This window comes from Exiguobacterium aurantiacum (assembly GCF_024362205.1).
GTDB classification, from domain to species: Bacteria; Bacillota; Bacilli; order Exiguobacteriales; family Exiguobacteriaceae; genus Exiguobacterium; species Exiguobacterium aurantiacum_B.
Genome location: NZ_CP101462.1, coordinates 1,091,187 through 1,116,217, shown reverse-complemented (window position 1 = coordinate 1,116,217; position 25,031 = coordinate 1,091,187). Strand labels below are relative to the sequence as shown.

The window sequence follows — 25,031 nt, the reverse complement described above, 5'->3', positions numbered from 1 at the left end:
AAACGAGCTGATGACGTCATCAGCTCGTTTTTCGTTAGCGATCAATCAATTGCGCCGTGACGAGCGCTTTGGCAACGAGTTGCGTGCCTTGCGTCATCTCGACATCGACTTTCCCGAACTTCCGACCGAGGTCGAACACGTTCGCTGAGACGCGGATTTGACTCTCGATTTGGATCGGTTTCATGAAATAGACCGTGATATTCTCGACGACAAGGTCGCCTTTTTTCATATGGCGCAGACTCCGAGTCGCCCCTTCGACGAGGAGCGTCGTCAAGACACCTGACGACGCCGTCCCCATATGGCTCGTCATTTGCGGCGCGACCTCGACGGTGAACGCCGTCCCGTTCGAGGTCGGGTCTTCTTTCAATTGGTTCGTGATCATATTGTCGAACGTCTCGCCGACTTGCGGTTGGCGATTCGCGAGTTGGAGCGCCTTCAAGACGTCTTGGCGGCTGATGATCCCGAGCAGGCGGCCATAGTTGTCGACGACCGGTAGCATCTCGATACCTTCCCAAACCATTTGGTGGGCCGCATTGGTGACGCTCGTCTGGACGCCGACTGTGATTGGACTTTTCGTCATCACTTTCTCGATCTCGGTGTCATGCGGACGGTCGATCAAGTCTTTCGCCGTAATGACCCCGACGACTTTCATCTGCTCGTCGATGACTGGATAACGGTTATGTTTCGTCCGTTCATTCAGTTCGTGCCACCGTTTGACCGTATCATCCACTTTTAAATAGAACGTATCGTGGAGCGGGATGACGATGTCGGATACGAGCAGGATCTCTTTTTTGATCAGACGGTCATAGATGGCCCGGTTGATCATCGTAGCGACGGTGAAACTATCGTATGAGGTGGAGATGACCGGCATATGATATTTATCCGCCATCCGTTTCACTTCATCGGTCGTATCAAATCCTCCCGTGATCAACACGGCGCCACCTGATTGGAGCACGAGCTCATGCGCCTTCTCACGGTTCCCAATGATGACGAGCGAGTCGACATCGATGTAACGCATCATCGCTTCGAGCTTCATCGCCCCGATGACGAATTTCGAGAGCGTCTTATGGAGCCCGTCTCGGCCGCCGAGCACTTGCCCGTCGACGATATTGACGACTTCGGCGAACGTTAGTTTTTCGATATTCTCTTTATGCTTGCGTTTGATCCGGATGGTCCCGACCCGTTCGATCGTCGACACAAATCCTAAATTCTCGGCTTCTTTGATGGCCCGATACGCCGTTCCTTCTGATACCGCCAATTCTTTTGCGATTTGGCGGACCGAAATTTTGGACCCGACATCGAGCGACTCGATATGTGCTATGATCTGTTCATGTTTTGTTGTCATGTCACGAGTCCCTTTCCTCAATACATTTTCTGTCATCTTCAGTATACTGTATCAGTCGTCCTTCTTCAAACTGTACTACTGAAATTGTGACATTTCCTTTCCGTTTTGGAAAACGTTATAATGAGACAGAACGCCACTGAACGAGAAGGAAGGGAAACGAGTTGAATCAACGAACCAACCATATTGCACAATCTTTGGCCACTAAAGGGTTAGATGCCGCTTTCGTCACATCGAAAGCATCGGTCTTCTACTTTTCAGGAGTGTACGCCGAGGCGCACGAGCGACTCATCGCGATTCTTGTCTTGAAGAACGGTACGACCGCGATCGTTTGTCCGGCACTTGAAAAAGGAATCGTCGAAGCGAGCGACTGGAATGGCGACATCGTCACATACATGGACCACGAAAATCCATGGGACAAGGTCGTCAAACTATTCCTCGACCAACAAATCATCCCCGAGCGTATCGGGGTAGAAGGCGAGCATTTGACATACAACCGTGTCGAACAACTCCGCGCCGGCTTCGCGGGACTGTCGATCATCGACTTGACGGAAGAGTTGCAGGCGCTGCGCATGATCAAATCACCGGATGAGGTCCGCTTGATGAAGCGCGCCGCCGAACTTGCCGACATGGCGATCGAAGCAGGAATCCGCGCGTTGCGTGAAGGGGTGACCGAGCTTGAGGTCATCGCGGAAATCGAATATGCGATGAAGAAACAAGGCGTCCGCGAGATGTCGTTCGACACGCTCGTCTTGTTCGGCGAGAATAGCGCCGACCCGCACGGTGTCCCTGGCAACAATCGCTTGAAGAAAGGCGACTTTGCCTTGTTCGACCTCGGTGTCATTTGGCAAGGATATGCCTCTGATATCACCCGCACCGTCGTCTACGGAGAAGCGAGCACGAAACAACGCGAGATTTACGAGACCGTCCTCAAGGCTGAAGAGGCCGCCATCGCGATGGCGAACGTCGGGACAACGCTCGGCTCGATCGATATCGCGGCCCGCCAAGTCATCACGACGGCCGGCTACGGTGAATACTTCACCCACCGTGTCGGGCACGGCATCGGCATCGAGGTGCACGAATTTCCGTCGATGGCCGCCAATAACGATATGACGGCCCAAGTCGGGATGACGTTCACCGTCGAACCAGGGATTTATCTCCCGGGCGTCGGTGGTGTTCGCATCGAGGACGATATCGTCATGACCGAGAGCGGTCCCATCCTGTTGACGAGTTACCCGAAGACGCTCCAAGAAATCGATTGAGTCACAAACAAAGACCAGCCGCGACGGCTGGTCTTTTGCGATGTCAATAAAAGAGCCGGAACATGACGTCTCGTTGCGGCACGTCACGTCGTTCCATCGTTTCAAGGAACGAACGTTTGTCGTACGACACCGCTTGCGGATGAATTGACAAACCCGCCTCACCCCACTCGAGGATACCGTAGCGGGCCAAATCGTCCCGGGCGACGCCGAGCGCTCCCGGATTGAAATAGTGTTTCGTGTCATCCCGGAACATATGCTCCGGATGATGATGCCCGAAACAGATGACGTCCGCCTCATATGTGCCATATAACGCCTGCATGTTCGAAAGTGTCGCTTCCAAGATGTCGTGGAACGGCTCCTCGGTGATCGGCACGTCCTGTTTCTCGGTCGGGATATGATAATGAATGCCGTATACATCGGTCCCCTCGATAACACGCTCGATCGTGCGAGGCAGCTTGAAGAGCGCCTCCGCATAGGCAGGATTCAACGTTCGCGCCACCCACTCATGATGCGGACGGGTATGCGCATAGCTGTCCGGATGGCCCGTCCCGGCCAGGAGCGACAAGACCGCCTCATCATGATTGCCCGTGATCATGTGCACACCTCGGTCGAGCAGTCGTGCCATCACTTCGTTCGAGTCCGGTCCCATCGCGATCATGTCCCCTAAACTCCATATGTGGTCGATTCGTTGCCGGTCCAGTTCGGCCAGCACCGCGTCGAGCGCTTGGACGTTGCCGTGGATATCGGTCAATATGGCCAACTTCATACAGACCCCTCCTTATTTTCGATATTGATGGACGACGTTGACACCGCCGGTCACATCGATGACGGCACCCGTCACCATATCGGAATCGCGAGCGAGCAGGAATAGAATCATGCGGGCGATATCTTCACCTGTCCCGTGCCGGCCGACCGGTGTCTGGTCATCCGGTTCGGCCGCTTCAATGCGCATCTCTTTTTGAGCGCCGACGATATTGCCCGGGTTGATCATATTGGCCGTGATCCCGTATGCCGCCTCTTCGAGCGCGACCGACTTCGTCAAACTGACGAGTCCTGTTTTCGCTGCCGCGAACGCCGATCGATGAATCCAGCCCGGGGCCGTCGCACTCTCGGGGAATCCGTACGTGATGATGCGACCAAAACGTTTCGCCCGCATGCTCGGGATGGCCCGGCGCATCAACCAAAACGAGGCCGACAAGTTGCCCGTGATGACCTCGTCCCACTCTTCGTCCGATAAGTCGACGAGACATTTCCGTTCAAAGATATAAGGGCCGGCGTTCAAGATGAGCGCGTCCGGGTCCCCGAACTTGGCCACCGCCTCCTCATATGCACCCAGGACGGCCTTTCGGTCCGTCAACGGCGCCTCGATCATATGTAACCGCTCGTGGTCCCAATCGATCGGCTTACGTTGTAGCACGCTGACGTGCCAGCCTTCTTCTAACAGTCGTTCCGTCACAATGCGGCCGATCCCTTTCGCACCAGCCGTGATGACTACGTGTTTCATCGTCATCCCTCCTCTGTATCATCTTACCCGTTCCGTCTGTCCATTTCCAAACTTCAACCTGTTCAATGAGAAAGTTGTGAATATTTCACACATTTCTGAAAGAACCGGGCGTGAATTTAGGCAGAAGTGGTATACTATACATGTAAGCCGCACGTACATTTCAAGCGAAAGGTTGGGATTTACATGGCAATTGTCTACAAACATATTCTATCTGCCGTCGACGGCTCGAAAGAGGCGGAACGCGCATTTGAAACAGCAATCGACGTCGCCCTTCGAAACGATGGCAAACTGTATATCGGTCACGTCATCGATACACGGACGTTCGCCACGGTCGAAGCGTATGACCGGACGATTACCGAGCGTGCTGAGACGTATGCGAAGGAATTGCTCGAGGACTACGTCAACCGAGCGAAAGAACGTGGGGTCAAAGAAGTCGAGACGGTCATCGAGTATGGCTCTCCGAAAGTGACGATCGCTAAAAAAATCGCACCGAATCACGACATTGATCTCATCATCTGTGGAGCGACCGGCTTAAACGCCGTCGAACGCTTCTTTATCGGTAGCGTCTCTGAAAGCATCGTCCGCTATTCGAAGTGTGACGTCCTCATCGTCCGCCAATAACATGATTCACAAAGGGGCCATCGCAAATGCGATGGCCCTTTTCGTATGCCTGATTATAATACTTTGACGGTTACCGTCTTACGCCCAAAGTTAATGGCCGCACTTTGTGAGTACATCAAGATGTCGATTTTGTTACCTTTGATGGCGCCGCCTGTGTCAGCCGCTGTGTAAGTACCCAGCAACTTCCCGCCGACGTACACTTGTACTTTTTTACCGAGTGGAATGACGCGTGGATCGACAGCGATGACGTTACGTTTTTGGGCCCGGACGTTCCAGCCTAATGTCGTCACGCCTGAGCACCCTTTGCAGTATGGCGTGTAAGCCGATGCGTTCATCTTGTGTGTTTTCATACTAGCCTTCGCGACCGGTGCTTTCACGGTGCGTAAGTATTTCGTAGCAATCCAACCTGACTTGCCTTTGTAGTTGACGCGAGTCCAAGTCCCTTTTGAGCCAGTGCGCTGAAGTTGTTGACCTTTGTTGATTTTGCCGATGACTTTCCCGTTGAGCGTCCCTGCCGAGCGGACGTTCAATCCGTTGACTTGGCTTTGTACGTAAACTTTCGAAGATGCCTCAACTTGTTGTGGTTGTGGTAAGAGCATTACGAGTGTCATGACCGTCAGTAGTAAGACCGTTCCAATTTTTTTGAACATGTGGTTTGTCCTCTCCTAGTCGGTTTGTGAGTTGTAAGTTCATGGTGTCGAATCTGTGGTGCCTTGTTCACTTTCACATTTCGCGTTTATTGCTGAATGTTTCGTCCAGATAACTATATGACGAAACTTAGCGATGTGCGTTTACAACTAAAATTCATTTGAATGTCAGCAAAGTTACGGTTAGATTACAAAACCGCCATCTTTTAAAGAAAGATGACGGTTTTAATATGATTCTTTAGTTTTTGTCATATCAACTCCCAATTAAAGGGATTATTATATCTTGTTTGTTACGAAAACAATCTTTTCTTACGTCGAATGTTACAAACGCGATTGATTCATTCGGTCCATTGTCACGATGCCATCTCACTTTTTGTGTCAAAAGTACTAAAAAACGTCCGTCCCGTAACAATACGGAACAGACGTTGTAACAGCTTAAGCGTGTGACTCAACGAGGTTGGCGATGCGAACAGTATCGCGTGCGATGACCAACTCTTCGTTCGTCGGGATGATGATGACTTTGACCGGTGAGTGCGGGTAGTTGATGAACAACTCTTTGCCGCGCGCTCCGTTGTTGAGTGATGGGTCCCAGTAGACGCCCATGAACTCAAGGCCACGAAGGATGCGCTCACGGATGACGTCCGAGTTTTCTCCGACACCAGCTGTGAAGATGATCGCATCGACACCGTTCATCTCTGCCGCATATTGACCGATGTAGCCGTGAATGCGGTTCGAGAAGATTTTGAGCGAGACTTCGGCACGGTGGTTTCCTTCAGCCGCTGCCTGCTCGATATCACGCAAGTCACTCGAGATACCCGAGAGACCGTAGACACCTGACTCTTTGTTCATGACGTTCAATACGTCTTCAGCCGACTTGCCTGTCTTCTGCATCAAGAACGGGATGAGGGCCGGGTCAAGCGATCCCGAGCGCGTTCCCATCGTGATTCCTTCAAGTGGCGTGAAGCCCATCGTCGTATCGATCGAACGACCGCCGGCAACCGCTGCGATTGACGCACCGCTACCGAGGTGGCACGAGATTAAGCGAAGGTCTTCAAGCGGACGACCGAGAAGCTCTGACGCACGTTGTGTAACGTACTTGTGGCTCGTTCCGTGGAAACCATACTTCCGGACGCCGTGCTCCGTGTAGTACTCGTACGGAAGGCTGTATAAGAAGTTCTCTTCCGGCATCGACTGGTGGAACGCCGTATCGAAGACAGCGACTTGTTGCACGTTCGGCAAGATCGCTTGGAACGCACGAATCCCTGTCAAGTTCGGTGGGATATGGAGCGGTCCGAGCTCGACGAACGATTCGATGTTCTTCATGACTTCATCGTCGATGACGACCGAATCCGCGTACAGCTCTTTCCCGTGAAGGACACGGTGGCCGACGCCTGCGATTTCGTCGAACGACTGGATGATATCCAGGTCAATCAATTTCTCGAGCGAGAGCTCGACCGCTTCTTTATGTGAATGAAGCGGCGTGACGATATGGAACTTTTGTCCTTCGCCATATTTAATCGTGAAGATCGCATCTTCTTTTCCGACACGCTCGACGAGCCCGACGGCGAGCATTTTCTCAGATGGCATCTCGAGAAGTTGGAACTTTAATGACGAACTACCTGCGTTGACTGCCATAATTTTTGTCATGTCATACACCTCTTACCTTTCGATTTAAACACGAGTCTTTATCTGTTCTCTTAAAAACCGATAACTGTATCATAATGAAGATACTTGATATGGCATATGTTTTTCAAGTCTTTTGCCCAATAAAAATTATGTTGTTTTAAACCAATCATCAATCTGTTTCACAATATTGGCAACCGCACGTACGTCCGTGAACGATGGCAACTCGACAAGGAGCGCTTGTTTCGGGCGTTTGACGCCTTCCCCGAGCTTTTGCAGCATCAATAGGCTCTTCGCATACCGCTCATCTTTAAACATCGTCGTCGGGAGTTGCAGAACGCCTTTGACGACGGCCTCACGGTCCATCCACTGTTTTAATTTCCCTTCGTCATCCTGTTCAAACAAATTGTTCGGGATGACGAAAACGCCATGCGCGCCCGGTTTCAAATGACGCATCGCCTGCTCAAGCAACAAGAAATGGGAATAAGAATGACCCTCTTCTCGCTTCAAGGCGTAGCCTGACGCCATCTCATCGTTCGGGTAGTACCCAATCGGCAAATCGACGAGCGCCAAATCGCTTGGCTCGACGAACAGGGGCGCGAGCGCGTCCTGATGGAAATACGATACCGGTTTTCCGAGCAAGTTGCTGATTGCGTACGACAGACGGAGCATCGTTTCATCCACTTCGACCGCTTGTGCGGTGGCGTCTTTCAATTGTGTCAACACGGCATGGACGAGTGTCCCCGTCCCGCTTCCGAGTTCGAGCACGCTCGCCCCGTCTTTAACGAGCTTCGTCGCCAAGTACCCGATGAACAGGCTGACAGCATCCGGTGTCGGTTGGTGGTTCGGCGGGAGCGTTGTCGTTTCTTCGAGCACGAGCAGGCTGACTGCTTTGCGGACGTCGTCCGTCTTCTCTTGTTCCACATCGACCCGTTCAAATACTTCAATCAACGCCTCGAGCGGTAACAAGTCAAGGTCCGTCGTCAGCTTCTTCGCTTCTTTTTTCCAGTCACGATACAATTGTTCAAATCGTTCCATCTTCGATCATCCTTTCCATACAAAACCGGCCCTCTGATGGAGAGCCGGTCGGTTCACTTCTATTAGTGTAAGCGATTCGTGGTTATTTCGCCAAGCGAATCAGTTTGCTTGGTCAAACGCTTCGAGAGCCGCATCGAAATCGACCTCTTCTGTCATCTCATCCATATACTGAACGTACTGGACCGTGCCTTCCGAGTCGATGACGAACACCGAGCGCGCGAGTAGACGGAGTTCTTCCATCAATACGCCGTACGACTTCGCGAACGATTGGTCGCGGTGGTCCGATAACATGATGACGTTATCGAGGCCCGACGCCGCGCACCAGCGACGTTGTGCGAACGGCAAGTCGTTCGACACGGTCAAGACTGTCCCACCAAGCGCTGCCGCTTTCTCGTTGAACGCACGCGTTTGTGCATCACAGACGCCTGTATCGATCGATGGGACGACACTAATCAACTTTTTACCTGGGTATGACGCGAGCGTCACCTCTTCAAGTGCCGTCGTGAGCGCAGTAAAGTCCGGTGCGGCATCTCCGACTTTGACCGGATTCCCTTGTAGTGTAACGGTATTGCCTTTAAATGTTGGCATCGTTTCATCCCCTTTAGCTTGATTTGTACTTCTTCATCATATCGATGGTGCCGTCTCAATGACAAGCTTCCTGCTTCAGACGGCCTGATTGTGATTTTCCCTATATCGAGCGTCTAAAACGCTGTATAATGAAAGAGACTCAATTGACAAAGGGGATGACTTGGATGAGAAACAACGTTTATTTGTACCATCGTAACGTCAACGACTTTACTAAAGAGGTAAAGAAACTAATCGAAATCGGTGAGAAGCACGGCTTCAACGTCGTCAATCGTCCAGAAGACGCTAACATCATCGTCGCCATCGGGGGAGATGGCGCGTTCTTGCAGGCGGTCCGTTACACGGGCTTCCGTCAAGATGCCATCTACGTCGGGTTCGGGCGCGGCTTGAACGAGTTTTATTGCGACTTCGATATACATAAGCTCGATGAAGTCGATCGCTTGTTCTCGGACAACAGTGCTCGCATCGAAGCCGGCCTCGAGGTGCGGAAATACCCGCTCTTGTCGGCATCGATCAATGAATCGACACCGATGCTTTGCTTGAACGAGGCCTCGATCAAATCGAGTATCATCAAATCGCTCGCCATCGAGGTATATATCGACGACCTTCACTTCGAGACGTTCCGCGGCGACGGCATGGTCGTGTCGACACCGACCGGCTCGACGGCTTACAATAAGTCGCTTGACGGCGCGATCGTCGACCCGCTCATACCATGCATGCAAGTGAGCGAGATCGCTTCAGTGAACAACAACCGTTACCGGACACTCGGATCGTCGTTCATCGTCCATGACTCACGCAAACTGTCACTTCGCATCGTCGAGGACGGGAACGACTACCCGATCATCGGGATGGATAACGAGGCGCTTAGCTTGAAGTATACGGACCGAATCGATATCGAGCTCTCTGACCAAGTCGTCAAAACGGTCAAGTTGAAAAACAACTCGTTCTGGCACAAAGTACAACGCTCGTTCTTCTAAACGACAAAAGGCTAGCCGTCCTCAAGGATGGCTAGCCTTTTATTATGCGTTGACGACGTCGGCCTCGTACACCGGCGTACCTTCGACGACCGTCATGACGAGTCGGTTGTCGAGGATGTCGCGTCCGCGAAGTTCGAAGAAGTCTTCTTCCCACACGGTGAACGTGGCGTTATAGCTTTGGATCAATAGACCGTCACGACCATGCGTGCCTGTGGCGACGCGCGGCGCATACGTGAAGCTACGGAGTGCCTCGTACATCGACAGGCGTTCCGGTGGGTTGAGCGCGCCTGACTCTTCGAACGATTGCCGAGTCACGGCACCGTACAGGCCTTTTCGCACATCGACCGAAGAAATCGGGGCGTCACTGCCCCCGAGGACGAGCGCACCCGTATCGACCATCGATTTGAAGCGATAGGCGTTATCGACCCGGTCGTTGCCGAGCCGATCGAACAGCAAGTTCATATCGTCCGACAAGAAGATTGGCTGCGCATCGATTAACACCGGCAATGCCTGGACCCGTTTCAACAACGCATCGTTCAACAGTGAGGCGTGGATGATGCGGTCCCGTGATCCCCGTTTGGCCGGATACTTCTCGAGCAAGGTGATGAATTGTTCGGCGGCGGCGTCCCCGATCACGTGGGCTGCCACGTTCATGCCGTAAGACCGCGCCTTTTTGACGAGCGCCTCGAGATGGTCCGGACGATGGACCTCAATCCCGCGCTGCCCCGGCTCATCCGTATACGGTTCCGACAAGAGCGCCGTCCGTCCCCCGAACGACCCGTCGACGAACAGTTTCATCGCCCCGAAATCGAAACGCGGGCGTTTTGCGAGCGCGTCGTGACGAATCAATTGATCGACGACTTGCTCATGGACGAGCAGATGGGCATGGAACGGAATATCTGCCAACACATCCTCATACGCTTGTATCGTCTCGAGCGGGTCACCATGGTAGAACAAGTCTTCCGTATGCGCACCGACGATCCCGTGGGCAAAGAGCGAGTCGATGGCCCGGTGGAGCGAGGCGACATTCTTATCACGATTCCCGCCGAGTTCTTTGTGGAGCAGGTCGAGCGCCGCGTCATAGAGCACCCCGTTCAACTTCCCGTCCGCATCGCGTCCGAGCTTCCCGCCTTCGATGACGGTGTGATGAATCAAGCCGAGCCGCTCCAATCCTTTCGAGTTGATGACGGCGACGTGGCGACAGACGCGTTTCAAGACGACGGGCCGGTCCGGGATGACGGCGTCGATCATCTCACGCGTCGGCATCTCGCCGAGCAGACGGTCATTGAACCCTTCCGCGACGAGCCATTCGTCGCTTCTGTCACTACCGTCCTTTTGCTTCATCGACTCGAGCAATGCTTGCAAATTCGTCGTCTCGGTCGCATCGATGCGGTCGAGCGCTTCCCCGTATCCAATCAAATGGATATGCGAGTCGGTGAACGCCGGATAAACGCTCTTCCCTTCAAGGTTCACAATCTGTTTGATCCTTCCGGCGTATGTACGACGAAGGTGGCCTTCTTCCCCCATCTTCAGAATACGACCGTGCTCGACGTACATAGCGCGAGTCTGTTCATGTTCTTTATTCATCGTGTAGATTTTTCCGTTTACCCATAGCGTTCCCATCACAAAATTCCTCCTCGATTCAAAAAAGATTGACGTCTACGTTAATTCCCGTTTACGTCAATCTTCATGCATCATTATTTTCGTAATAGCTCTTGCTGCTCCAAACCTTTTTCGACACGTTGACGAATCTCGCGGGCCGCGCCTTCATCGAAGCGTCCGAGGACGCGTTCGCCAATCTCGACGGCCGTGCCGTACTCACCGCGCAAGAACTTGTTCTCGGCGAGCGTCAAAGCGATATGGACCTCATTGTCGCGCCGGCGATAACGATTCGCATATTGCAGGAGTTGCTCGGCGTACGTGACTTGGCGCAACAGCGCTTTGACCCGGTCGCGGAAGTTGTCCATCGTCTCTTCGACGTCATGGCTCAAGCCGACAATGTACGTCATATTGAACGGCGCCTTCTCGAACTGTTCGTCTAACGATTGAACGCCTTTTTGCAGTTGGCGCATATCGTTCGTCAAATCTGTCGGAACGACCGGCATCGCACTCTTCGTGAGCAGTCGGCGATGAGCCGACAGTTCCTTCTTCCAAGACTCGAGCTTGTTACGGACCTCGAGCTCTTCTTTGCGGAGCGAGTTCGTGTTCTCGATGAATCGTTCATGCATGGCGCTGAACTGATCGAGCGACCGTTTCGCTTCTTGCACTTTCGATTTGATCATGCTGAACGGGATCATCTGGGCGACAAGCGCCTGTTCGATGTCGAGCACGTTCGCGGTAAGCGTCGCCCGCTCTCGTTCGAGCTGTTCAAATTCTTCCCCGACCCTTGCGTTGATTTCATAGTTGCTGACGAGTCGAGTCATCTCTTGATGGAGACGCGCCATAACTTCGCTCGTCTGGCGGTCACGGTCTTTCACGCTCGCGAATTCTTTCTTCACGTATTGACGCGCGTCGACTTCGGTCCGGAACGCTTCGAACAACTGATCGATGTCCGAGCTGAGCTGCTGCATATCCATTTCGAAATGATCAAAGTCGAGCTGTTCGATGCGGTCCATGAGAGCCGACCGGCGATCTTCCGCCTGCTCGATTTCTTCCATTAAACCGAGCGGTTCGAGCGCGTAGCCGTCCATCTGCATCTCTTTATGTCCCGAGCGCAACTGGTTGAGCTGTTGTTTCAAGTCGACCTGCACCGTGCGGACGAACTGAGGGATGATACCGACGAGTTCTCGGATCTTCGTCACTTTCTCAGACAATACTTGGCCGGCGACGTACGCCTCTGACACTTGGCCTTCTTGCTTCAACGTGATCATCTCGGTCCGTTTTGCTTCCGCTGCCGCAATCTCGGATTCGACGAGTTCATACGTCGGACCGAACGCACTGTTTTGGGCGACGAGCGTCTTCCGGAATTGATACAGCTCTTTCTCGTCTTTTTTGACGATATCGAGGAGCGACGAATGGTGTTGATTGAACTCATCCATCTCATCGAGCATGGCGTGTACCATCGACTCGAGCTCTTCAATCAACTGTTCCGTCGCATTCAAATCCGATTTGACTTTAAGGAAGCGATACTTGTCCAAGTCTTCTTCCGCGTGATAGAGCGCCTCATCAATTTGCCCCGTATGTACGCTGACGAGCTCGTCCCATGACTGATGCCATCGTTCGAACTTTTCTTTCGTCTCGCCTTCCATCGGCCACTGTTTGAACTTCTGCAGTTCGGCCGGTACGCTGGCGCTGAGCACGCTTTGTTTGCGCATGTCTAAATCATCAATTTTCTGGTAAAAATTCCTTCGCAAGAGCATGCTTCCCAGCATGGCCCCTAATGCGATGACAATGATTCCAATTAAAATTCCGTAGATTCCGTAATCCATCTCTGTCACAACCTCCAAGCCGCTTTCGTGGACTTATGTATCTGAATGAATAAATGAAGTATTTTATGAGTATAGATAATACTAATCATATTATAGAACCAATGATTTGCATAGGTTTTCCAACGGTTTAGGGAGAGAATGTTATTTTTCGCTTGAATCTTTTATGAAGACAAAATAAAAAAATGCGTGTACCATAATGCTAATCAATCTTGCTTTCATTCATTAGGAGGGAATCACATGTTCCAAACGACTACTTACTCTGGCGACTTGGCCGCCGGTTATGACCTACTGAACAAACAACTCGCTGCACTTCTCGAAGGTGAGACGAACCGCGTCGCGAACCTTTCAAACGCGAGCGCGCTACTCAACCAATTCCTCGACCGCATCAATTGGGTCGGCTTCTATTTAACAGAAGGTGAAGACGCCCTCATCCTCGGACCGTTCCAAGGCCTCCCGGCTTGCGTCCATATCGCGTTCGGTAAAGGAGTCTGCGGCACAGCTGCCTCGACACAAGAGACGCAACTCATCGCAGACGTCCATCAATTCCCGGGCCATATCGCTTGTGACGCGGCTTCAAACTCGGAGATCGTCGTCCCACTCGTCCGTGACGGCAAGACGATCGGCGTGCTCGATATCGATAGCCCGGAGTTCGATCGCTTCTCGGATGTCGACCGTCAAGGGTTAGAGCAATTTTGTCAGACATTACTTCGCTTCATCTGATTGACAAGCGAATCGTTTCATCGTATACTGATTTTTGTGCATGAAATGACGATAGCAGTCATTGACAGACGTATCCACCTTTCGGGCCTCGACTGAGTCGGAGGAGCATCTCGTAGCTTCGCTATCAAGTGAAGGTGCTTGAACCTATGAAAGGGGCGTCACCCGTCTTTGACACCGTTGTTCTTTTGTGCAAAATACATGAACAACAAGGAGGAGTCCAAACATGGCTCGTTACACAGGTCCAGCTTGGAAACTCTCGCGTCGCTTAGGCATCTCGCTTAGCGAAACGGGTAAAGAATTAGCAAAACGTCCTTACGCACCAGGTCAACACGGAAATGGTCGTCGTAAAATCTCTGAATACGGTCTTCAGCTTCAAGCGAAGCAAGCACTCCGTCACATGTACGGAATCAACGAGAAGCAATTCCGTCGCATCTTCAACGATGCAGGGAAAATGCAAGGTATCCACGGTGAGAACTTCATGTTCTTGCTCGAGTCACGCCTTGACAACCTCGTTTACCGTATGGGTCTCGCTCGCACACGTCGTGGAGCGCGCCAACTCGTCAACCACGGTCACATCCAAGTTGACGGTTCACGTGTAGACATCGCGTCTTACCGTGTAAAACCAGGTCAAGTCATCTCAGTTCGCGAGAAGTCTAAAAACTTCAAAGCGATCGCTGAAGCTCTCGAAGTAGCACCAGCTACAAAAGACTACGTCACATTCGACGCTGAAAAGCTCGAAGGTACATTCGTACGTCTTCCTGAGCGCGCTGAATTGAACGACCAAATCAAAGAGCAACTCATCGTTGAGTACTACTCACGTTAATGCTTTTATCCCCTTTCCTGCCTCGGCAGGAAAGGGGATTTTTTTATTTTTTTAAAATTTGTTCGCGAATCCGGCCCATCTGGGTATCAAGCGCATCCGCCATCCTGGCCGCCTCGATCAACTCGAGTTTCGACGCCTCCGGGACGACGTGCTGATATTTATAATGAAGCTTATGCTCCGTCGCCGCCCAAAAGTCCATGGCGAGCGTGCGAATTTGAATCTCGGCCGGCACCCAGATGACGCGTTCCGCCAAATACACTTTCGTCCGAACGATGAGATGGAGACTTCGATAGCCGCTCGGTTTCGGATGTTTGATATAATCCTTGATCTCGTCGATCTGTAAATCGTCCCGCTTCTTCAAATGATCGAGGATGGCATAGATGTCATCACGAAAACTCGTGACGATCCGGACCCCAGCGACGTCGTAAATATTGTCCCAGAGCGCTTCCACTTCAAGCGGGAGCCCTTTTTGATTCATTTTTCGAATGATGGACGGCAGCGTCTTCATCCGCGTCTTCACATGTTCAATCGGCGAATAGCCGAGCCGAGTCTGCCAATCGAGGTCGATGATGCCGAGGTCGCTCTCGAGTTCGGTGATTGCCATCTCATAGTAACGGAATCGCTCCCGCCATTGGTGGAACTGTTCGCCAAAAAATTCTTCGATATCCATAGGCTTGCCTCCTTGTCGTCTATACTTGCCATCGTAGCAGACCGAAACCGGTTTGAGACACAAAAAAACGTCCATGTTCGCAATATTTGCGGACATGGACGGATGGGTTAAACGTGACGGATCACGAAGTATTTTTTCTTACCGCGGCGGATGACCGTGAACTCACCGAGTGTATCGGCGCGTGTCACCGTCTTGTCGAGTGCTTGTTCGCGCTCTCCGTTCAAGTAGATCGCCCCGTTTTGAACGTCTTCACGAGCTTGACGTTTCGATGGCGCAATCTTCGCTTCTACGAGAAGGTCGACGATGTTGCGTTCGCCATCGAGTTCGAATTGAGGCATGCCTTTGAAAGCAGCGTCCATATCTTCTGGCTTGAGTGTCTTCAAATCACCGCTGAAGAATGCCGCCGTGATGCGGAGCGCTTGATCGAGACCCGCTTCTCCGTGCACGAGTTTCGTCATCTCTTCGGCGAGTCGACGTTGGGCGACACGTTTTTCAGGGGCAGATGCCACTTCGCTTTCAAGCGCCAAAATGTCGTCGTGCGACAAGAACGTGAAGTATTTGATGAACTTGATGACGTCGGCGTCGTCGACGTTGATCCAGAACTGGTAGAACTCGTAAGGCGTCGTCTTATCGGCGTCGAGCCAGACCGCGCCACCGGCCGTCTTTCCGAACTTTTGACCGTCCGACTTCGTCACGAGCGGCACCGTTAAACCGAACGCCTTCTCCGAATGACCGAAACGGCGAATCAGTTCGAGACCGGCCGTGATGTTCCCCCACTGGTCGCTACCGCCGACTTGAAGACGGCAGTTTTCGTTCTCGTACAACTTCAAGAAGTCGAACGATTGCAAGAGCATGTACGAGAATTCCGTGTACGAAATCCCGTTCTCCAAACGCGAGTCGACCGAGTCTTTGGCAAGCATGTAACTGATTGGGAAGTGTTTGCCGATATCACGCAAGAAGTCGATGATTGACAACTCTTCCGTCCACTCGTAGTTGTTGCGGATTGAGATCGGGTTCTCCCCTTCAAGCGGCAAGAAGCGACTCAATTGATCTTTGATTCGATCAGAGAACTGTTTGACCGTGTCGAGCGTGTTGAGCGATCGCTCGTCCGAACGACCTGACGGGTCACCGATCATGCCGGTCGCCCCACCGACGAGGGCGATCACGTGGTGCCCGGCCTCTTGGAAACGTTTGAGCGTTAAAATCGGGAGCAAGTGCCCGATGTGGAGCGAGTCCGCCGTCGGGTCGAACCCGGTGTAAAGCGTCGTCGGTTTGTTCAATTGTTCTTTCAATCCTGATTCGTCCGTCATTTGGTTGACGAGACCTCGAAATTCTAAATCCTTCAATAATTCCATCTGTTCCACTCCTTCGATTGACATAAAAAACGCCCCTTCTCATATTGAGAAGGGACGGAGATTCCGCGGTACCACCCTAATTGCCACAGCTGTGGCCACTTGTAGCGAGAGATAACGGTCTCGACCCGGCCAAACGGCACGCTCCAAAAGTGTAATTCATCGGCTGACATTGGCTAGTTCACAGCACCCACTAGCTTTCTGGACAAGCGGTCAGTCGACTACTTCGCTTTCTTCATAGCGTCTTTTTATATAGACTATGCTTTACATTTTATAAGTTCCATTTCCAAATTGTCAACCAAGAAGATGGAAACTTGCATCCGACAGTCGATTCGGGGTAAGGTCAGCAAAGACTTGTGCTATAATCGTATATATTACTGTCCAAAATAGTTTTACACCATATTAAGGAGGCTGTCATGCTGCAAAAGATTCGAGACATATGGAACCAACCAAAGTCCTTGAAAGCCCGCCGTTATGCCAATGTTTTTTATGATGTGTCGTGGAACGTGCTACTCCTCACCATCATTTCTGTCGTCCTCATTGGATTTTTAGGCACCGGGATTGGAGCGGGGTATTTCGCTTCACTCGTCAAGGATATGCCGACACCCGCATATAAGACGATGACGTCACAAATCAACACCTACTCGTCGACTTCTGACATTTATTTTGGAAGCGGTGAACGAATCGGAAACTATACGACGGATGAAGTACGGGTTCCTGTCGACGTCGAGAAAGTCTCTCCGTTCGTCGTCGACGCGTTACTCGCCACAGAGGACGTCGAGTTCTACGAACACGATGGTGTCGTCCCGAAAGCGACGCTCCGTGCCATCTTACAAGAAGCGACCGGGTCTGAAGATCGGACCGGCGGCTCAACGCTCACTCAACAGCTCATCAAGAACCAAATGCTGACGAACGAAGTGTCGTTCGAACGAAAAGCGAAAGAGATTTTACTCGCCCTTCGTCTCGAGAAAGCGATGAACAAAGATGAGATCTTGAACGCGTACTTGAACGTCGTCTCGTTCGGACGGAACTCGATGGGACGCAACATCTCAGGGATTGAAGCAGCCGCTCGCGGCGTGTTCAACACATCGGCCGAGAAGTTGACGTTGCCACAAGCCGCTTTCCTTGCCGGGATCCCGAAAAACCCGTTCCTGTATACACCGTATTATCAAGGCGGTGTCATCAAAGAGGACGTGTCACCGGCCATCAATCGGATGAAGACAGTACTCAACCGGATGTATGTCGCCGGCAAAATCACAAAAGAAGACTATGACGCCGCGTACAACTACGACATCACGCAAGACTTCATGAAGACGCAATCGAAGCCGCGTGATCGCTATCCGTATGTTGTGCAATGGGCTGAAGAAGATGCCCTCATTATCGTTCGGGATCATATGCTTAAACAAGACGGCGTTAACTTGAACGAATTGAGTGCAGACGACCGAAACGAGATCACAAACACATACGGACGGCGCGCCCACAACGCACTCCGTCAAGGTGGTTACAAGATTCACTTATCGCTCGATAAAGAAGTGCATGAATCGATGCAACAACCGGCCCGGAACGTTAACAACTTCGGACCAAATAACTCTCCAAACGTCGATCCTGAGCAAGGACCGGAGCAAACGGCAGCCATCATGCTCGACAACAAGACCGGCCGCATCCTCGGATTCGTCGGCGGTCGTTATGTGAACGGCAAAGCTGATGATTACAACCGCGCCCGCCTTATGAAGCGTCAAATCGGATCGACAGCAAAACCCCTTCTTGTTTACGCAAATGCGATCGAGAAAGGACTCATCACGACGGACACAGTCATCGTCGATGAAGAATATAAGTATCGAAATGGTACAAACCCGAATACGATCCCAGTTCGAAATGAGGACCGTACATTTAGAGGGCCGATGACGGCGCGTGACGCACTGAAGCAATCGCGAAACGTCCCGGCAGTAAAAATTTACGAAGAACAAAATGATTTTAGAAGTGATACCGAGAAATTGATTCAAATGGGTATGAACGTTCCAGACGACACGCGTGATGCACCATCGATGGCGCTAGGTGTCAGCTCCGTCTCACTCGCGTCACTCGCATCGGGTTATGCCATGCTCGCCAACGGCGGTGAACACGTCGAACCGTATATCATCGACCGCGTCGAATATCAAGGCGAGGTGATTTACGAGAAGAATCCGAAAAAAACACGTATCTACTCCGACCGCACCGCGTATCTCATTGTTGATATGCTCCGCGACGTCTACACGTCAGGAACAGCGACGTACGCCAAATCACTCTTGAACGTTCCTGGCGACTGGATGGGTAAAACCGGTACCACTCAGGATATTCGCGACTCGTATTTGGTCGGTTCGACACCGGGTGTCACGCTCGCTGTATGGACAGGTTACGATAAAGAAAATGGTTTGACCGACGGAGGCGCTTATGGCCGTTACTATCAACGGACACAAGGTATGTGGTCTAAAATTGCCAACAACGTCTACCTCGATCGTCCAGAAGTATTTAACTCGAACGCCCGCTTCGTTCAACCAGCTAGCGTAAAAGCAAGCGACTTCGGTGACTCTGGCTCATTCTCTGAGAAGAAAAAAGTCGAAGAGAAGAAGAAAGAAGAGGAAGCGAAGAAGAAAGCCGAAGAAAAGGCGAAGAAGAAAGAAGAAGCTGAAGAGAAGAAACAAGAGGCTGAAAAAGAAAAACAAGAAGCTGACGCTGCTGCGAAAGAAAAAGCAGCCGCTGACGCTAAAGCAAAAGCGGAAGCTGACAAGAAGAAAGCGGAAGCGGAAGCGAAGAAAAAAGCTGAAGCTGATAAGAAGAAAGCTGAAGAAGAAGCTAAAAAGAAAGCTGAGGCCGAGAAAAAGGCTGAGGAAGAGAAGAAAAAAGAAGACGCCGAAGCTGCAGACGGCGCCTAACCCGACAAGAAAGGTCGACACATCGCGTGTCGACCTTTTGTCGTTCAATCTTCCATTGTCGATAAGTCACCTGTCTCAAGGTTCAATTCCCAAGCCTTCAAGACACGACGCATGATTTTCCCGCTTCGCGTTTTCGGAAGCTTGTCTTTGAACTCAATCTCACGCGGGGCCGCATGGGCCGCGAGACCTTCCTTGACGAACTTTTGAATCTCCGCCTTCAACTCATCTGACGGCTCATAGCCTTTACGAAGCGCGATGAACGCCTTGATAATCTCCCCGCGGACCGGGTCCGGTTTCCCGATAACCCCTGCCTCGGCGACTGCCGGGTGCTCGACAAGACGACTCTCGACCTCGAACGGACCGACCCGTTCGCCCGCCGTCATAATGACGTCATCGACGCGGCCTTGGAACCAGAAGTAACCGTCTTCGTCCATATAGGCGGAGTCGCCCGAGACGTACCAGTCGCCCCAGAAGTAGCTCTCATACTTGGCATCGTTCTTCCAAATCTTCCGCATCATCGACGGCCACGGCGTCTTGAGCGCCAAATTACCCATTCGATGCGGCGGGAGCGGTTGACCGCGGTCGTCTAAAATTGCGGCTTCACAACCCGGGATGGCTTTGCCCATCGAACCCGGTTTGATATCCATCGTCGGATAGTTACAAATCATCATCGCTCCGGTCTCCGTCATCCACCACGTATCGTGAATCCGCAACCCGAACGATTCGTTCCCCCAACGAATGACTTCCGGGTTGAGCGGTTCACCGACCGAAAGGATGTGGCGGAGAGACGACAAGTCATACTTCTCAAACGCCTCTTCTCCAGCACCCATGAGCATCCGGAACGCCGTCGGCGCACTGTACCAGACCGTGACCCCGAACCGTTCGATGACCGAATACCAAAACTCAGGATTGAACCGTCCCCCGACGATCACGTTCGTCGCCCCGTTCAAGAACGGTGCGAAGATCCCGTAACTCGTTCCCGTCACCCAGCCCGGGTCAGCCGTGCACCAGTAAATATCGTCCGGTTGCAAGTCGAGCACCCATTTGCCTGTCATCAAGTGTTGCACCATGGCGTTATGGACGTGCAAGACGCCTTTCGGCTTCCCGGTCGAGCCTGACGTATAATGTAAGATCATGCCGTCCTCACGGTCGACCCATGTGATGTCCAGGTCGGTCGAGGCGTCACTCGCCAACTTACGATAGTCGATGATTTTCCCTGACTCTTCCACCCCGTCACCGACGATGAGAATCGTCTCCAAGTGTGGGAGTTGATCGACCGGGATGCGCGGCAAGAGCGCCTCGGTCGTCACGATGACTTTCGCTTCCGAGTCGAGCAGACGGTCGTGGACGGCTTGTTCCATGAACGCCTCGAACAACGGACCGACGATGGCGCCAAGTTTGAGTGCGCCGAGCAAAATAAAATAAAGTTCTGGACTCCGTGGCATGAAGATGAAGACGCGGTCGCCTTTCTCCACTCCAACCGATTTCAGAACGTTCCCGGACCGATTGCTCTCTCGTTTCATATCTACATACGTATAGCGCTCTTCTCGTTCCCCATCGAAATAGAGCAATGCCAGTTTGGTGGCAAGTTCACCTTCGGCGTGACGGTCGATCGCCTCGTATGCCATGTTGACGTTCCCCGTCAAATTCCAAGAAAATAATGCTTCTGCTTGTGTCCACTCGAACGACTGACAAGCCTCTTCATACGACGACAATTGATGTTCCCCTGATAACGCTTTCAATTTTTCCATCGCTAAAGATTCGCCTCCCCTGTAATGAATGGTATAACCACTTTCAGTATAGTGTTAATATTGTGACAAATCAATGAATTTCCAAAATCTCCAAAAGAGCGTGAACGAAGTGGAATGAAAGCGCTATAATAGAAGATGGAAAAGGTGGTGACTCCATGGAAAAACAATATCATTCAAAGGTGTGGGAAACCTCACTCGGAGCCGTAATCATCGATGGACCCATCGAGAGTGATGTACTGGCGACGTATTGCCTCGATGAGGGATTGACTGCATTTCGTGAACCAGAGGACCAACATAAGGCACTCGTCGAAATCGCTGACTTGAAGGAAGGCCGCATCATCGTGGCCCGCGTCGATGATCTTGTCATCGGCTACGTGACGTATTTATATCCAGACCCATATGAACGTTGGAGCGAAGGAAACGACCCGTATATTCTTGAGCTCGGTGCCATTGAAGTGAGCCCGCGCTACCGCGGTCAACGAATCGGAAAACAGCTCCTAGAGGTATCAATGTTGGACCCGCATATGGACGACTTTTTGATTTTGACGACAGAATATTATTGGCACTGGGACCTAAAAGGAAGCGGGCTCTCCATTTGGGATTACCGAAAAGTGATGGAGAAGATGATGAACCACGGCGGGCTCGTCTTCTTCCCGACCGACGACCCGGAAATCGCCTCGCACCCGGCCAATTGTCTGATGGCACGAATCGGCCAAAACGTCCGTCAAGAGACGATCGACCACTTCGATTCACTCCGGCTGCGACGCCGGTTCATGTATGACTAAGGAGGAATCTGGATGCTGATTGAACAAATGATGAATCGTCATGTCGTGACGATTCAGCCGACTAATACGATCGCCCATGCGGCCAAGCTCATGCGCGACCATAAAGTGCGCCATCTCATCGTCACGAATCCGGCCCGTCAAGTCGTCGGAATCGTCGGCCAGTTCGAGATGAGCGGTGCGACGAGTGTGTTCCACCCCGAAAGCGAGAGCGCCGACTTTAAAAACCCAGTCTCGAGCATCATGCGGCAGGATGTGACCACGGCGCATCCGTACGATTTTTTTGAGGATGCGGCCGCTCTGTTTTATGAATATCGTTTGACATGTCTTCCGATCATCGAACAAGGCAAACTCGTCGGTGTGTTGACCGAGACGGACTTGTTGCGGTACTTCGTTCAATTGACCGGTGCACTCGAACCGAGTTCGCAAATTGAAATCTTAGTCGAGAATACGACCGGCACGCTCGAGAAAGTGACGCGTCTTCTCGCCAAGACGAACGTGAACATCATCAACGTGTTCGTCCATCCGACGGCCGACCCGTACAAACGGATCATCTCGTTCCGCGTCCAGACGATGAATCCGCTCCGCATCATCGAACGATTGAAGCGTGAAGGTTTCGACGTGCTCGGTCCGGAGATGTCCCAATGAGACCGGCCTACATATTCGGGGAGAACGAGAATTCGTACCGTTTCCACGAGGACCATCCATTCAATCCGATTCGCCTGAAGCTGACGACGTCCCTCCTGATCGCCTCAGGCAAGCTCCAAGCCTCCGAGTGTATTGCCCCACCCCTTGCATCGATCGAGTCGCTCGCCCTCGTCCACGACCTCGACTATATCGAGGCGGTCCAAGCGGCGGCGGCAGGTGAGCTGTCGACGTTGAAAGCAAACAAGTTCGGCCTCGGGACGGAAGACACTCCGATTTTCCCAACGATTCATGAAGGGGCGGCCCGGCTCGTCGGGGGCACCGTCCACGCGCTCGATTTGGTCGCGAGCGGCAAACTGGAGCGTGCCTTCCACGTCGGAGGCGGACTGCATCACGGGATGAGACGAAAAGCGTCCGGATTTTGCGTGTATAACGACGCGGCCGTCGCCATCGCCCACGTCCGTAAAGCGTACGGCAGCCGGGTCCTCTATGTCGATACTGACGCCCACCACGGAGACGGCGTCCAATGGCTGTTCTATGACGATGACGATGTGATGACGTTATCCATCCACGAGACCGGCCGCTACCTGTTCCCGGGAACAGGAGCCGTCACAGAGCGCGGCAACGGGAATGGGTACGGCTATAGCTGGAACGTCCCGGTCGATGCGTTCACCCAAGACGAGTCTTTCTTGCGCTGTTACGAGACAGTGTTCCGGGAAGCGTGCGAATGGTTCAAGCCGGATATCATCGTGACGCAGAACGGGGCCGATGCCCATGCGTTCGATCCGTTGACGCACCTTGCCTCGACGATTCGGACGTTCGAACAGATTCCTCAAATCGCCTCTCGACTTGCCGATGAGTATACGGAAGGAAGACTCGTCGCCCTCGGTGGCGGAGGGTATGATTGGTATCGGACGGTGCCACGCGCCTGGGCGCAAGTGTGGGCCGGACTGACGCGCGAGGCGCCGTACAGCGGCGACATTCCGCCCGAATGGATCGAGCAGTGGCAGGACAAAGCGGATTTAGCCTTGCCGACATGCTGGGATGACCATCCGTACACGTTCCAACATATTCCCCGACGCCAACAGATCGAGGAGAAGAATTGGGAAGTGACGAAACGGGCGTTCTGGCCGTTCATTTCGAACGATCGCAAATCAATATATGTCTAAAAAATCCCCTCGTCCGCGGAGTGACTCCGACAGGCAAGGGGATTTTTATTCAGTCTTGACGTACCGAATCGCGACGTTCGATGCGGTGCGGCAAGACGACGTTCTTCTCTTCGACTTCTTCCGCGTTCAAAATTTTCGTCAAGAGACGCATCGCGACGGCACCGATGTCATACATCGGTTGGACGACCGTCGTCAATTTCGGACGAATCATCGTAGCGAGACGCGTGTTATCATGGCCGACGACCTCAAAATCGTTCGGGACCGAGAAACCGGCGTCTTGAATCGCGTGAATGACACCGAGTGCCATCTCATCCGTACCGGCGAAAATTGCTTTCGGGCAATCGTCACGTTCGAGCATCTTCTGCATCGCCTCGAGGCCTGATGCATACGTGTAATTCCCAAGGACGACGTCATTCTCACGGAACGGGAGTCCGGCGTCGTCAAGGGCACGGCGGTAACCAGAGAATTTCTTCTCGCCATTGATTTGTTGCTCGAGTGGACCTGTGATGAAGCCGACTTGTTTATGACCGTGGCCAATCAACATTTCGGTCGCATCGTATGCCGCTTGCTCATAATCGATGTTGACCGCAGGGAGGTCATACCCTTGGTTGAGTGTCGCCGCGAGAACGATTGGGACTGGTGACTTTTTAAACTCGTTGACGAGGTCTTCGTGCAGACGACCACCCATGAAAATGATGCCGTCGACTTGTTTTCCGAGCAATGTGTTCAACAAATGAATCTCTTTGTCACGGTTCGAGTCCGAGTTCCCGAGGATGATGTTGTACTTGTACATCGTTGCGACGTCCTCGATGCCGCGCGCAAGGTCTGCGAAGAAGATATTCGAGATATCAGGGACGATGACGCCGACCGTCGTCGTCTTCTTGCTGGCCAGTCCACGCGCGACGGCGTTCGGGCGATAGCCGAGACGGTCGATTGCGTCCTGGACTTTCTTGCGGGTCGTCGGCTTGACGTTCGGGTTTCCATTGACGACGCGTGAGACGGTTGCCATCGACACCCCGGCTTCTCGTGCGACATCATAGATCGTTACATTGTTACTATTCATTAAAACTCCTCCTACAAGCAATGATTTTCAAACGATTTTCAAAAAACGTGTCAAAAAAGGAAGACAGGTATCTGTCATCATTTTACCCTGTCTTCACGCTATATAAAACGTTTCCAA

General features: G+C 52.3%; 22 protein-coding genes and 1 other annotated feature. Of the genes, 9 read left to right on the top strand and 13 right to left on the bottom strand.

Translation table 11 applies throughout. From position 1 onward, the window contains the following. Positions 1-34: 34 nt before the first annotated feature. Entirely contained in the window at positions 35-1,345 is a 1,311-nt protein-coding gene (locus tag NMQ00_RS05790) for a DRTGG domain-containing protein (protein ID WP_255178316.1), read from the bottom strand. Positions 1,346-1,506: 161 nt separating this feature from the next. Here NMQ00_RS05790 and NMQ00_RS05785 point away from each other — a divergent pair, with 161 nt between their 5' ends. After that, entirely contained in the window at positions 1,507-2,604 is a 1,098-nt protein-coding gene (locus tag NMQ00_RS05785) for a M24 family metallopeptidase (protein ID WP_255178315.1), read from the top strand. Positions 2,605-2,647: 43 nt separating this feature from the next. On the opposite strand, the gene NMQ00_RS05780 is transcribed toward NMQ00_RS05785, so the two are convergent. After that, the gene (locus NMQ00_RS05780; protein ID WP_255178314.1) at positions 2,648-3,370 is read right to left on the bottom strand and encodes a metallophosphoesterase family protein; all 723 of its coding nucleotides are present in this window, start codon (positions 3,368-3,370) and stop codon (positions 2,648-2,650) included. A gap of 12 nt (positions 3,371-3,382) precedes the next feature. After that, positions 3,383-4,108 (bottom strand): SDR family oxidoreductase, encoded by a 726-nt coding sequence (locus NMQ00_RS05775; RefSeq protein WP_255178313.1) that lies wholly within the window; start codon positions 4,106-4,108, stop codon positions 3,383-3,385. A gap of 183 nt (positions 4,109-4,291) precedes the next feature. On the opposite strand from NMQ00_RS05775, the gene NMQ00_RS05770 reads away from it, so the two are divergent. Continuing rightward, positions 4,292-4,729 (top strand): universal stress protein, encoded by a 438-nt coding sequence (locus tag NMQ00_RS05770; protein ID WP_021065608.1) that lies wholly within the window; start codon positions 4,292-4,294, stop codon positions 4,727-4,729. A 53-nt stretch (positions 4,730-4,782) separates the two neighbouring features. On the opposite strand, the gene NMQ00_RS16345 is transcribed toward NMQ00_RS05770, so the two are convergent. The 4 genes from NMQ00_RS16345 to tpx form a co-directional block, all read right to left on the bottom strand. Then, positions 4,783-5,379, bottom strand: a complete 597-nt coding sequence (locus NMQ00_RS16345; protein WP_303826800.1) for a 3D domain-containing protein — start codon at positions 5,377-5,379, stop codon at positions 4,783-4,785. 432 nt (positions 5,380-5,811) lie between these two features. Continuing rightward, a complete protein-coding gene (locus NMQ00_RS05755) occupies positions 5,812-7,023 on the bottom strand; it encodes an acetate kinase (protein ID WP_255178312.1) in 1,212 nt (403 codons plus the stop codon). Positions 7,024-7,149: 126 nt separating this feature from the next. Further along, positions 7,150-8,037, bottom strand: coding sequence for a class I SAM-dependent methyltransferase (locus tag NMQ00_RS05750; RefSeq protein ID WP_255178311.1), 888 nt, complete (start codon positions 8,035-8,037; stop codon positions 7,150-7,152). Between the two features lie 99 nt (positions 8,038-8,136). Continuing rightward, the gene (gene tpx, locus NMQ00_RS05745; RefSeq protein ID WP_255178310.1) at positions 8,137-8,625 is read right to left on the bottom strand and encodes a thiol peroxidase; all 489 of its coding nucleotides are present in this window, start codon (positions 8,623-8,625) and stop codon (positions 8,137-8,139) included. A 155-nt stretch (positions 8,626-8,780) separates the two neighbouring features. Here tpx and NMQ00_RS05740 point away from each other — a divergent pair, with 155 nt between their 5' ends. Then, positions 8,781-9,599 (top strand): NAD kinase, encoded by an 819-nt coding sequence (locus NMQ00_RS05740; protein WP_034778250.1) that lies wholly within the window; start codon positions 8,781-8,783, stop codon positions 9,597-9,599. Positions 9,600-9,641: 42 nt separating this feature from the next. On the opposite strand, the gene NMQ00_RS05735 is transcribed toward NMQ00_RS05740, so the two are convergent. Further along, positions 9,642-11,222, bottom strand: coding sequence for an amidohydrolase (locus NMQ00_RS05735; RefSeq protein WP_255178309.1), 1,581 nt, complete (start codon positions 11,220-11,222; stop codon positions 9,642-9,644). A 74-nt stretch (positions 11,223-11,296) separates the two neighbouring features. Further along, a complete protein-coding gene (ezrA, locus tag NMQ00_RS05730; protein ID WP_255178308.1) occupies positions 11,297-13,027 on the bottom strand; it encodes a septation ring formation regulator EzrA in 1,731 nt (576 codons plus the stop codon). A gap of 237 nt (positions 13,028-13,264) precedes the next feature. On the opposite strand from ezrA, the gene NMQ00_RS05725 reads away from it, so the two are divergent. Together NMQ00_RS05725 and rpsD are read left to right on the top strand one after the other, a co-directional pair. Next, positions 13,265-13,747 (top strand): GAF domain-containing protein, encoded by a 483-nt coding sequence (locus NMQ00_RS05725; RefSeq protein ID WP_138859180.1) that lies wholly within the window; start codon positions 13,265-13,267, stop codon positions 13,745-13,747. 223 nt (positions 13,748-13,970) lie between these two features. Beyond that, positions 13,971-14,570 carry a 30S ribosomal protein S4 gene (rpsD, locus tag NMQ00_RS05720; protein ID WP_029595169.1) on the top strand — a complete coding sequence of 200 codons (600 nt, stop codon included), beginning with the start codon at positions 13,971-13,973 and terminating at the stop codon, positions 14,568-14,570. Positions 14,571-14,613: 43 nt separating this feature from the next. Here the strand turns inward: rpsD and NMQ00_RS05715 are convergent, their stop codons facing one another. Both NMQ00_RS05715 and tyrS read right to left on the bottom strand, forming a co-directional pair. Continuing rightward, a complete protein-coding gene (locus NMQ00_RS05715) occupies positions 14,614-15,240 on the bottom strand; it encodes a GTP pyrophosphokinase (protein WP_255178307.1) in 627 nt (208 codons plus the stop codon). 107 nt (positions 15,241-15,347) lie between these two features. Then, a complete protein-coding gene (gene tyrS, locus NMQ00_RS05710) occupies positions 15,348-16,595 on the bottom strand; it encodes a tyrosine--tRNA ligase (protein ID WP_255178306.1) in 1,248 nt (415 codons plus the stop codon). Positions 16,596-16,642: 47 nt separating this feature from the next. Next, positions 16,643-16,840 (bottom strand) — a binding site (T-box leader). A 168-nt stretch (positions 16,841-17,008) separates the two neighbouring features. Between tyrS and NMQ00_RS05705 the strand changes: the two genes are divergently transcribed. Further along, positions 17,009-19,504 carry a transglycosylase domain-containing protein gene (locus tag NMQ00_RS05705; protein WP_255178305.1) on the top strand — a complete coding sequence of 832 codons (2,496 nt, stop codon included), beginning with the start codon at positions 17,009-17,011 and terminating at the stop codon, positions 19,502-19,504. Between the two features lie 44 nt (positions 19,505-19,548). Here the strand turns inward: NMQ00_RS05705 and acsA are convergent, their stop codons facing one another. After that, complete coding sequence (gene acsA, locus NMQ00_RS05700) at positions 19,549-21,255, bottom strand: acetate--CoA ligase (protein WP_255178304.1); 1,707 nt, start codon at positions 21,253-21,255, stop codon at positions 19,549-19,551. Positions 21,256-21,410: 155 nt separating this feature from the next. Between acsA and NMQ00_RS05695 the strand changes: the two genes are divergently transcribed. From NMQ00_RS05695 to NMQ00_RS05685, 3 genes are read left to right on the top strand one after another with little or no spacing between them, the layout of a single operon-like run. Further along, entirely contained in the window at positions 21,411-22,040 is a 630-nt protein-coding gene (locus NMQ00_RS05695; protein WP_255178303.1) for a GNAT family N-acetyltransferase, read from the top strand. A gap of 12 nt (positions 22,041-22,052) precedes the next feature. Beyond that, positions 22,053-22,685 (top strand): acetoin utilization AcuB family protein, encoded by a 633-nt coding sequence (locus NMQ00_RS05690; RefSeq protein ID WP_255178302.1) that lies wholly within the window; start codon positions 22,053-22,055, stop codon positions 22,683-22,685. Continuing rightward, positions 22,682-23,851 (top strand): acetoin utilization protein AcuC, encoded by a 1,170-nt coding sequence (locus tag NMQ00_RS05685; protein ID WP_255178301.1) that lies wholly within the window; start codon positions 22,682-22,684, stop codon positions 23,849-23,851. Before NMQ00_RS05690 ends, NMQ00_RS05685 begins: the two co-directional genes overlap by 4 nt. Positions 23,852-23,900: 49 nt before the next feature. On the opposite strand, the gene ccpA is transcribed toward NMQ00_RS05685, so the two are convergent. Then, a complete protein-coding gene (ccpA, locus tag NMQ00_RS05680) occupies positions 23,901-24,914 on the bottom strand; it encodes a catabolite control protein A (protein WP_255178300.1) in 1,014 nt (337 codons plus the stop codon). Positions 24,915-25,031: the final 117 nt, after the last annotated feature.

Excerpts from the sequence above, each read along its gene's own strand:
- NMQ00_RS05790 (WP_255178316.1), bottom strand. The coding sequence starts at position 1,345 with ATGACAACAAAACATGAACAGATCATAGCACATATCGAGTCGCTCGAT.
- NMQ00_RS05780 (WP_255178314.1), bottom strand. The coding sequence starts at position 3,370 with ATGAAGTTGGCCATATTGACCGATATCCACGGCAACGTCCAAGCGCTC.
- NMQ00_RS05775 (WP_255178313.1), bottom strand. The coding sequence starts at position 4,108 with ATGAAACACGTAGTCATCACGGCTGGTGCGAAAGGGATCGGCCGCATT.
- NMQ00_RS05770 (WP_021065608.1), top strand. The coding sequence starts at position 4,292 with ATGGCAATTGTCTACAAACATATTCTATCTGCCGTCGACGGCTCGAAA.
- NMQ00_RS16345 (WP_303826800.1), bottom strand. The coding sequence starts at position 5,379 with ATGTTCAAAAAAATTGGAACGGTCTTACTACTGACGGTCATGACACTC.
- NMQ00_RS05755 (WP_255178312.1), bottom strand. The coding sequence starts at position 7,023 with ATGACAAAAATTATGGCAGTCAACGCAGGTAGTTCGTCATTAAAGTTC.
- NMQ00_RS05750 (WP_255178311.1), bottom strand. The coding sequence starts at position 8,037 with ATGGAACGATTTGAACAATTGTATCGTGACTGGAAAAAAGAAGCGAAG.
- tpx (WP_255178310.1), bottom strand. The coding sequence starts at position 8,625 with ATGCCAACATTTAAAGGCAATACCGTTACACTACAAGGGAATCCGGTC.
- NMQ00_RS05740 (WP_034778250.1), top strand. The coding sequence starts at position 8,781 with ATGACTTGGATGAGAAACAACGTTTATTTGTACCATCGTAACGTCAAC.
- NMQ00_RS05735 (WP_255178309.1), bottom strand. The coding sequence starts at position 11,222 with ATGGGAACGCTATGGGTAAACGGAAAAATCTACACGATGAATAAAGAA.
- ezrA (WP_255178308.1), bottom strand. The coding sequence starts at position 13,027 with ATGGATTACGGAATCTACGGAATTTTAATTGGAATCATTGTCATCGCA.
- NMQ00_RS05725 (WP_138859180.1), top strand. The coding sequence starts at position 13,265 with ATGTTCCAAACGACTACTTACTCTGGCGACTTGGCCGCCGGTTATGAC.
- rpsD (WP_029595169.1), top strand. The coding sequence starts at position 13,971 with ATGGCTCGTTACACAGGTCCAGCTTGGAAACTCTCGCGTCGCTTAGGC.
- NMQ00_RS05715 (WP_255178307.1), bottom strand. The coding sequence starts at position 15,240 with ATGGATATCGAAGAATTTTTTGGCGAACAGTTCCACCAATGGCGGGAG.
- tyrS (WP_255178306.1), bottom strand. The coding sequence starts at position 16,595 with ATGGAATTATTGAAGGATTTAGAATTTCGAGGTCTCGTCAACCAAATG.
- NMQ00_RS05705 (WP_255178305.1), top strand. The coding sequence starts at position 17,009 with ATGCTGCAAAAGATTCGAGACATATGGAACCAACCAAAGTCCTTGAAA.
- acsA (WP_255178304.1), bottom strand. The coding sequence starts at position 21,255 with ATGGAAAAATTGAAAGCGTTATCAGGGGAACATCAATTGTCGTCGTAT.
- NMQ00_RS05695 (WP_255178303.1), top strand. The coding sequence starts at position 21,411 with ATGGAAAAACAATATCATTCAAAGGTGTGGGAAACCTCACTCGGAGCC.
- NMQ00_RS05690 (WP_255178302.1), top strand. The coding sequence starts at position 22,053 with ATGCTGATTGAACAAATGATGAATCGTCATGTCGTGACGATTCAGCCG.
- NMQ00_RS05685 (WP_255178301.1), top strand. The coding sequence starts at position 22,682 with ATGAGACCGGCCTACATATTCGGGGAGAACGAGAATTCGTACCGTTTC.
- ccpA (WP_255178300.1), bottom strand. The coding sequence starts at position 24,914 with ATGAATAGTAACAATGTAACGATCTATGATGTCGCACGAGAAGCCGGG.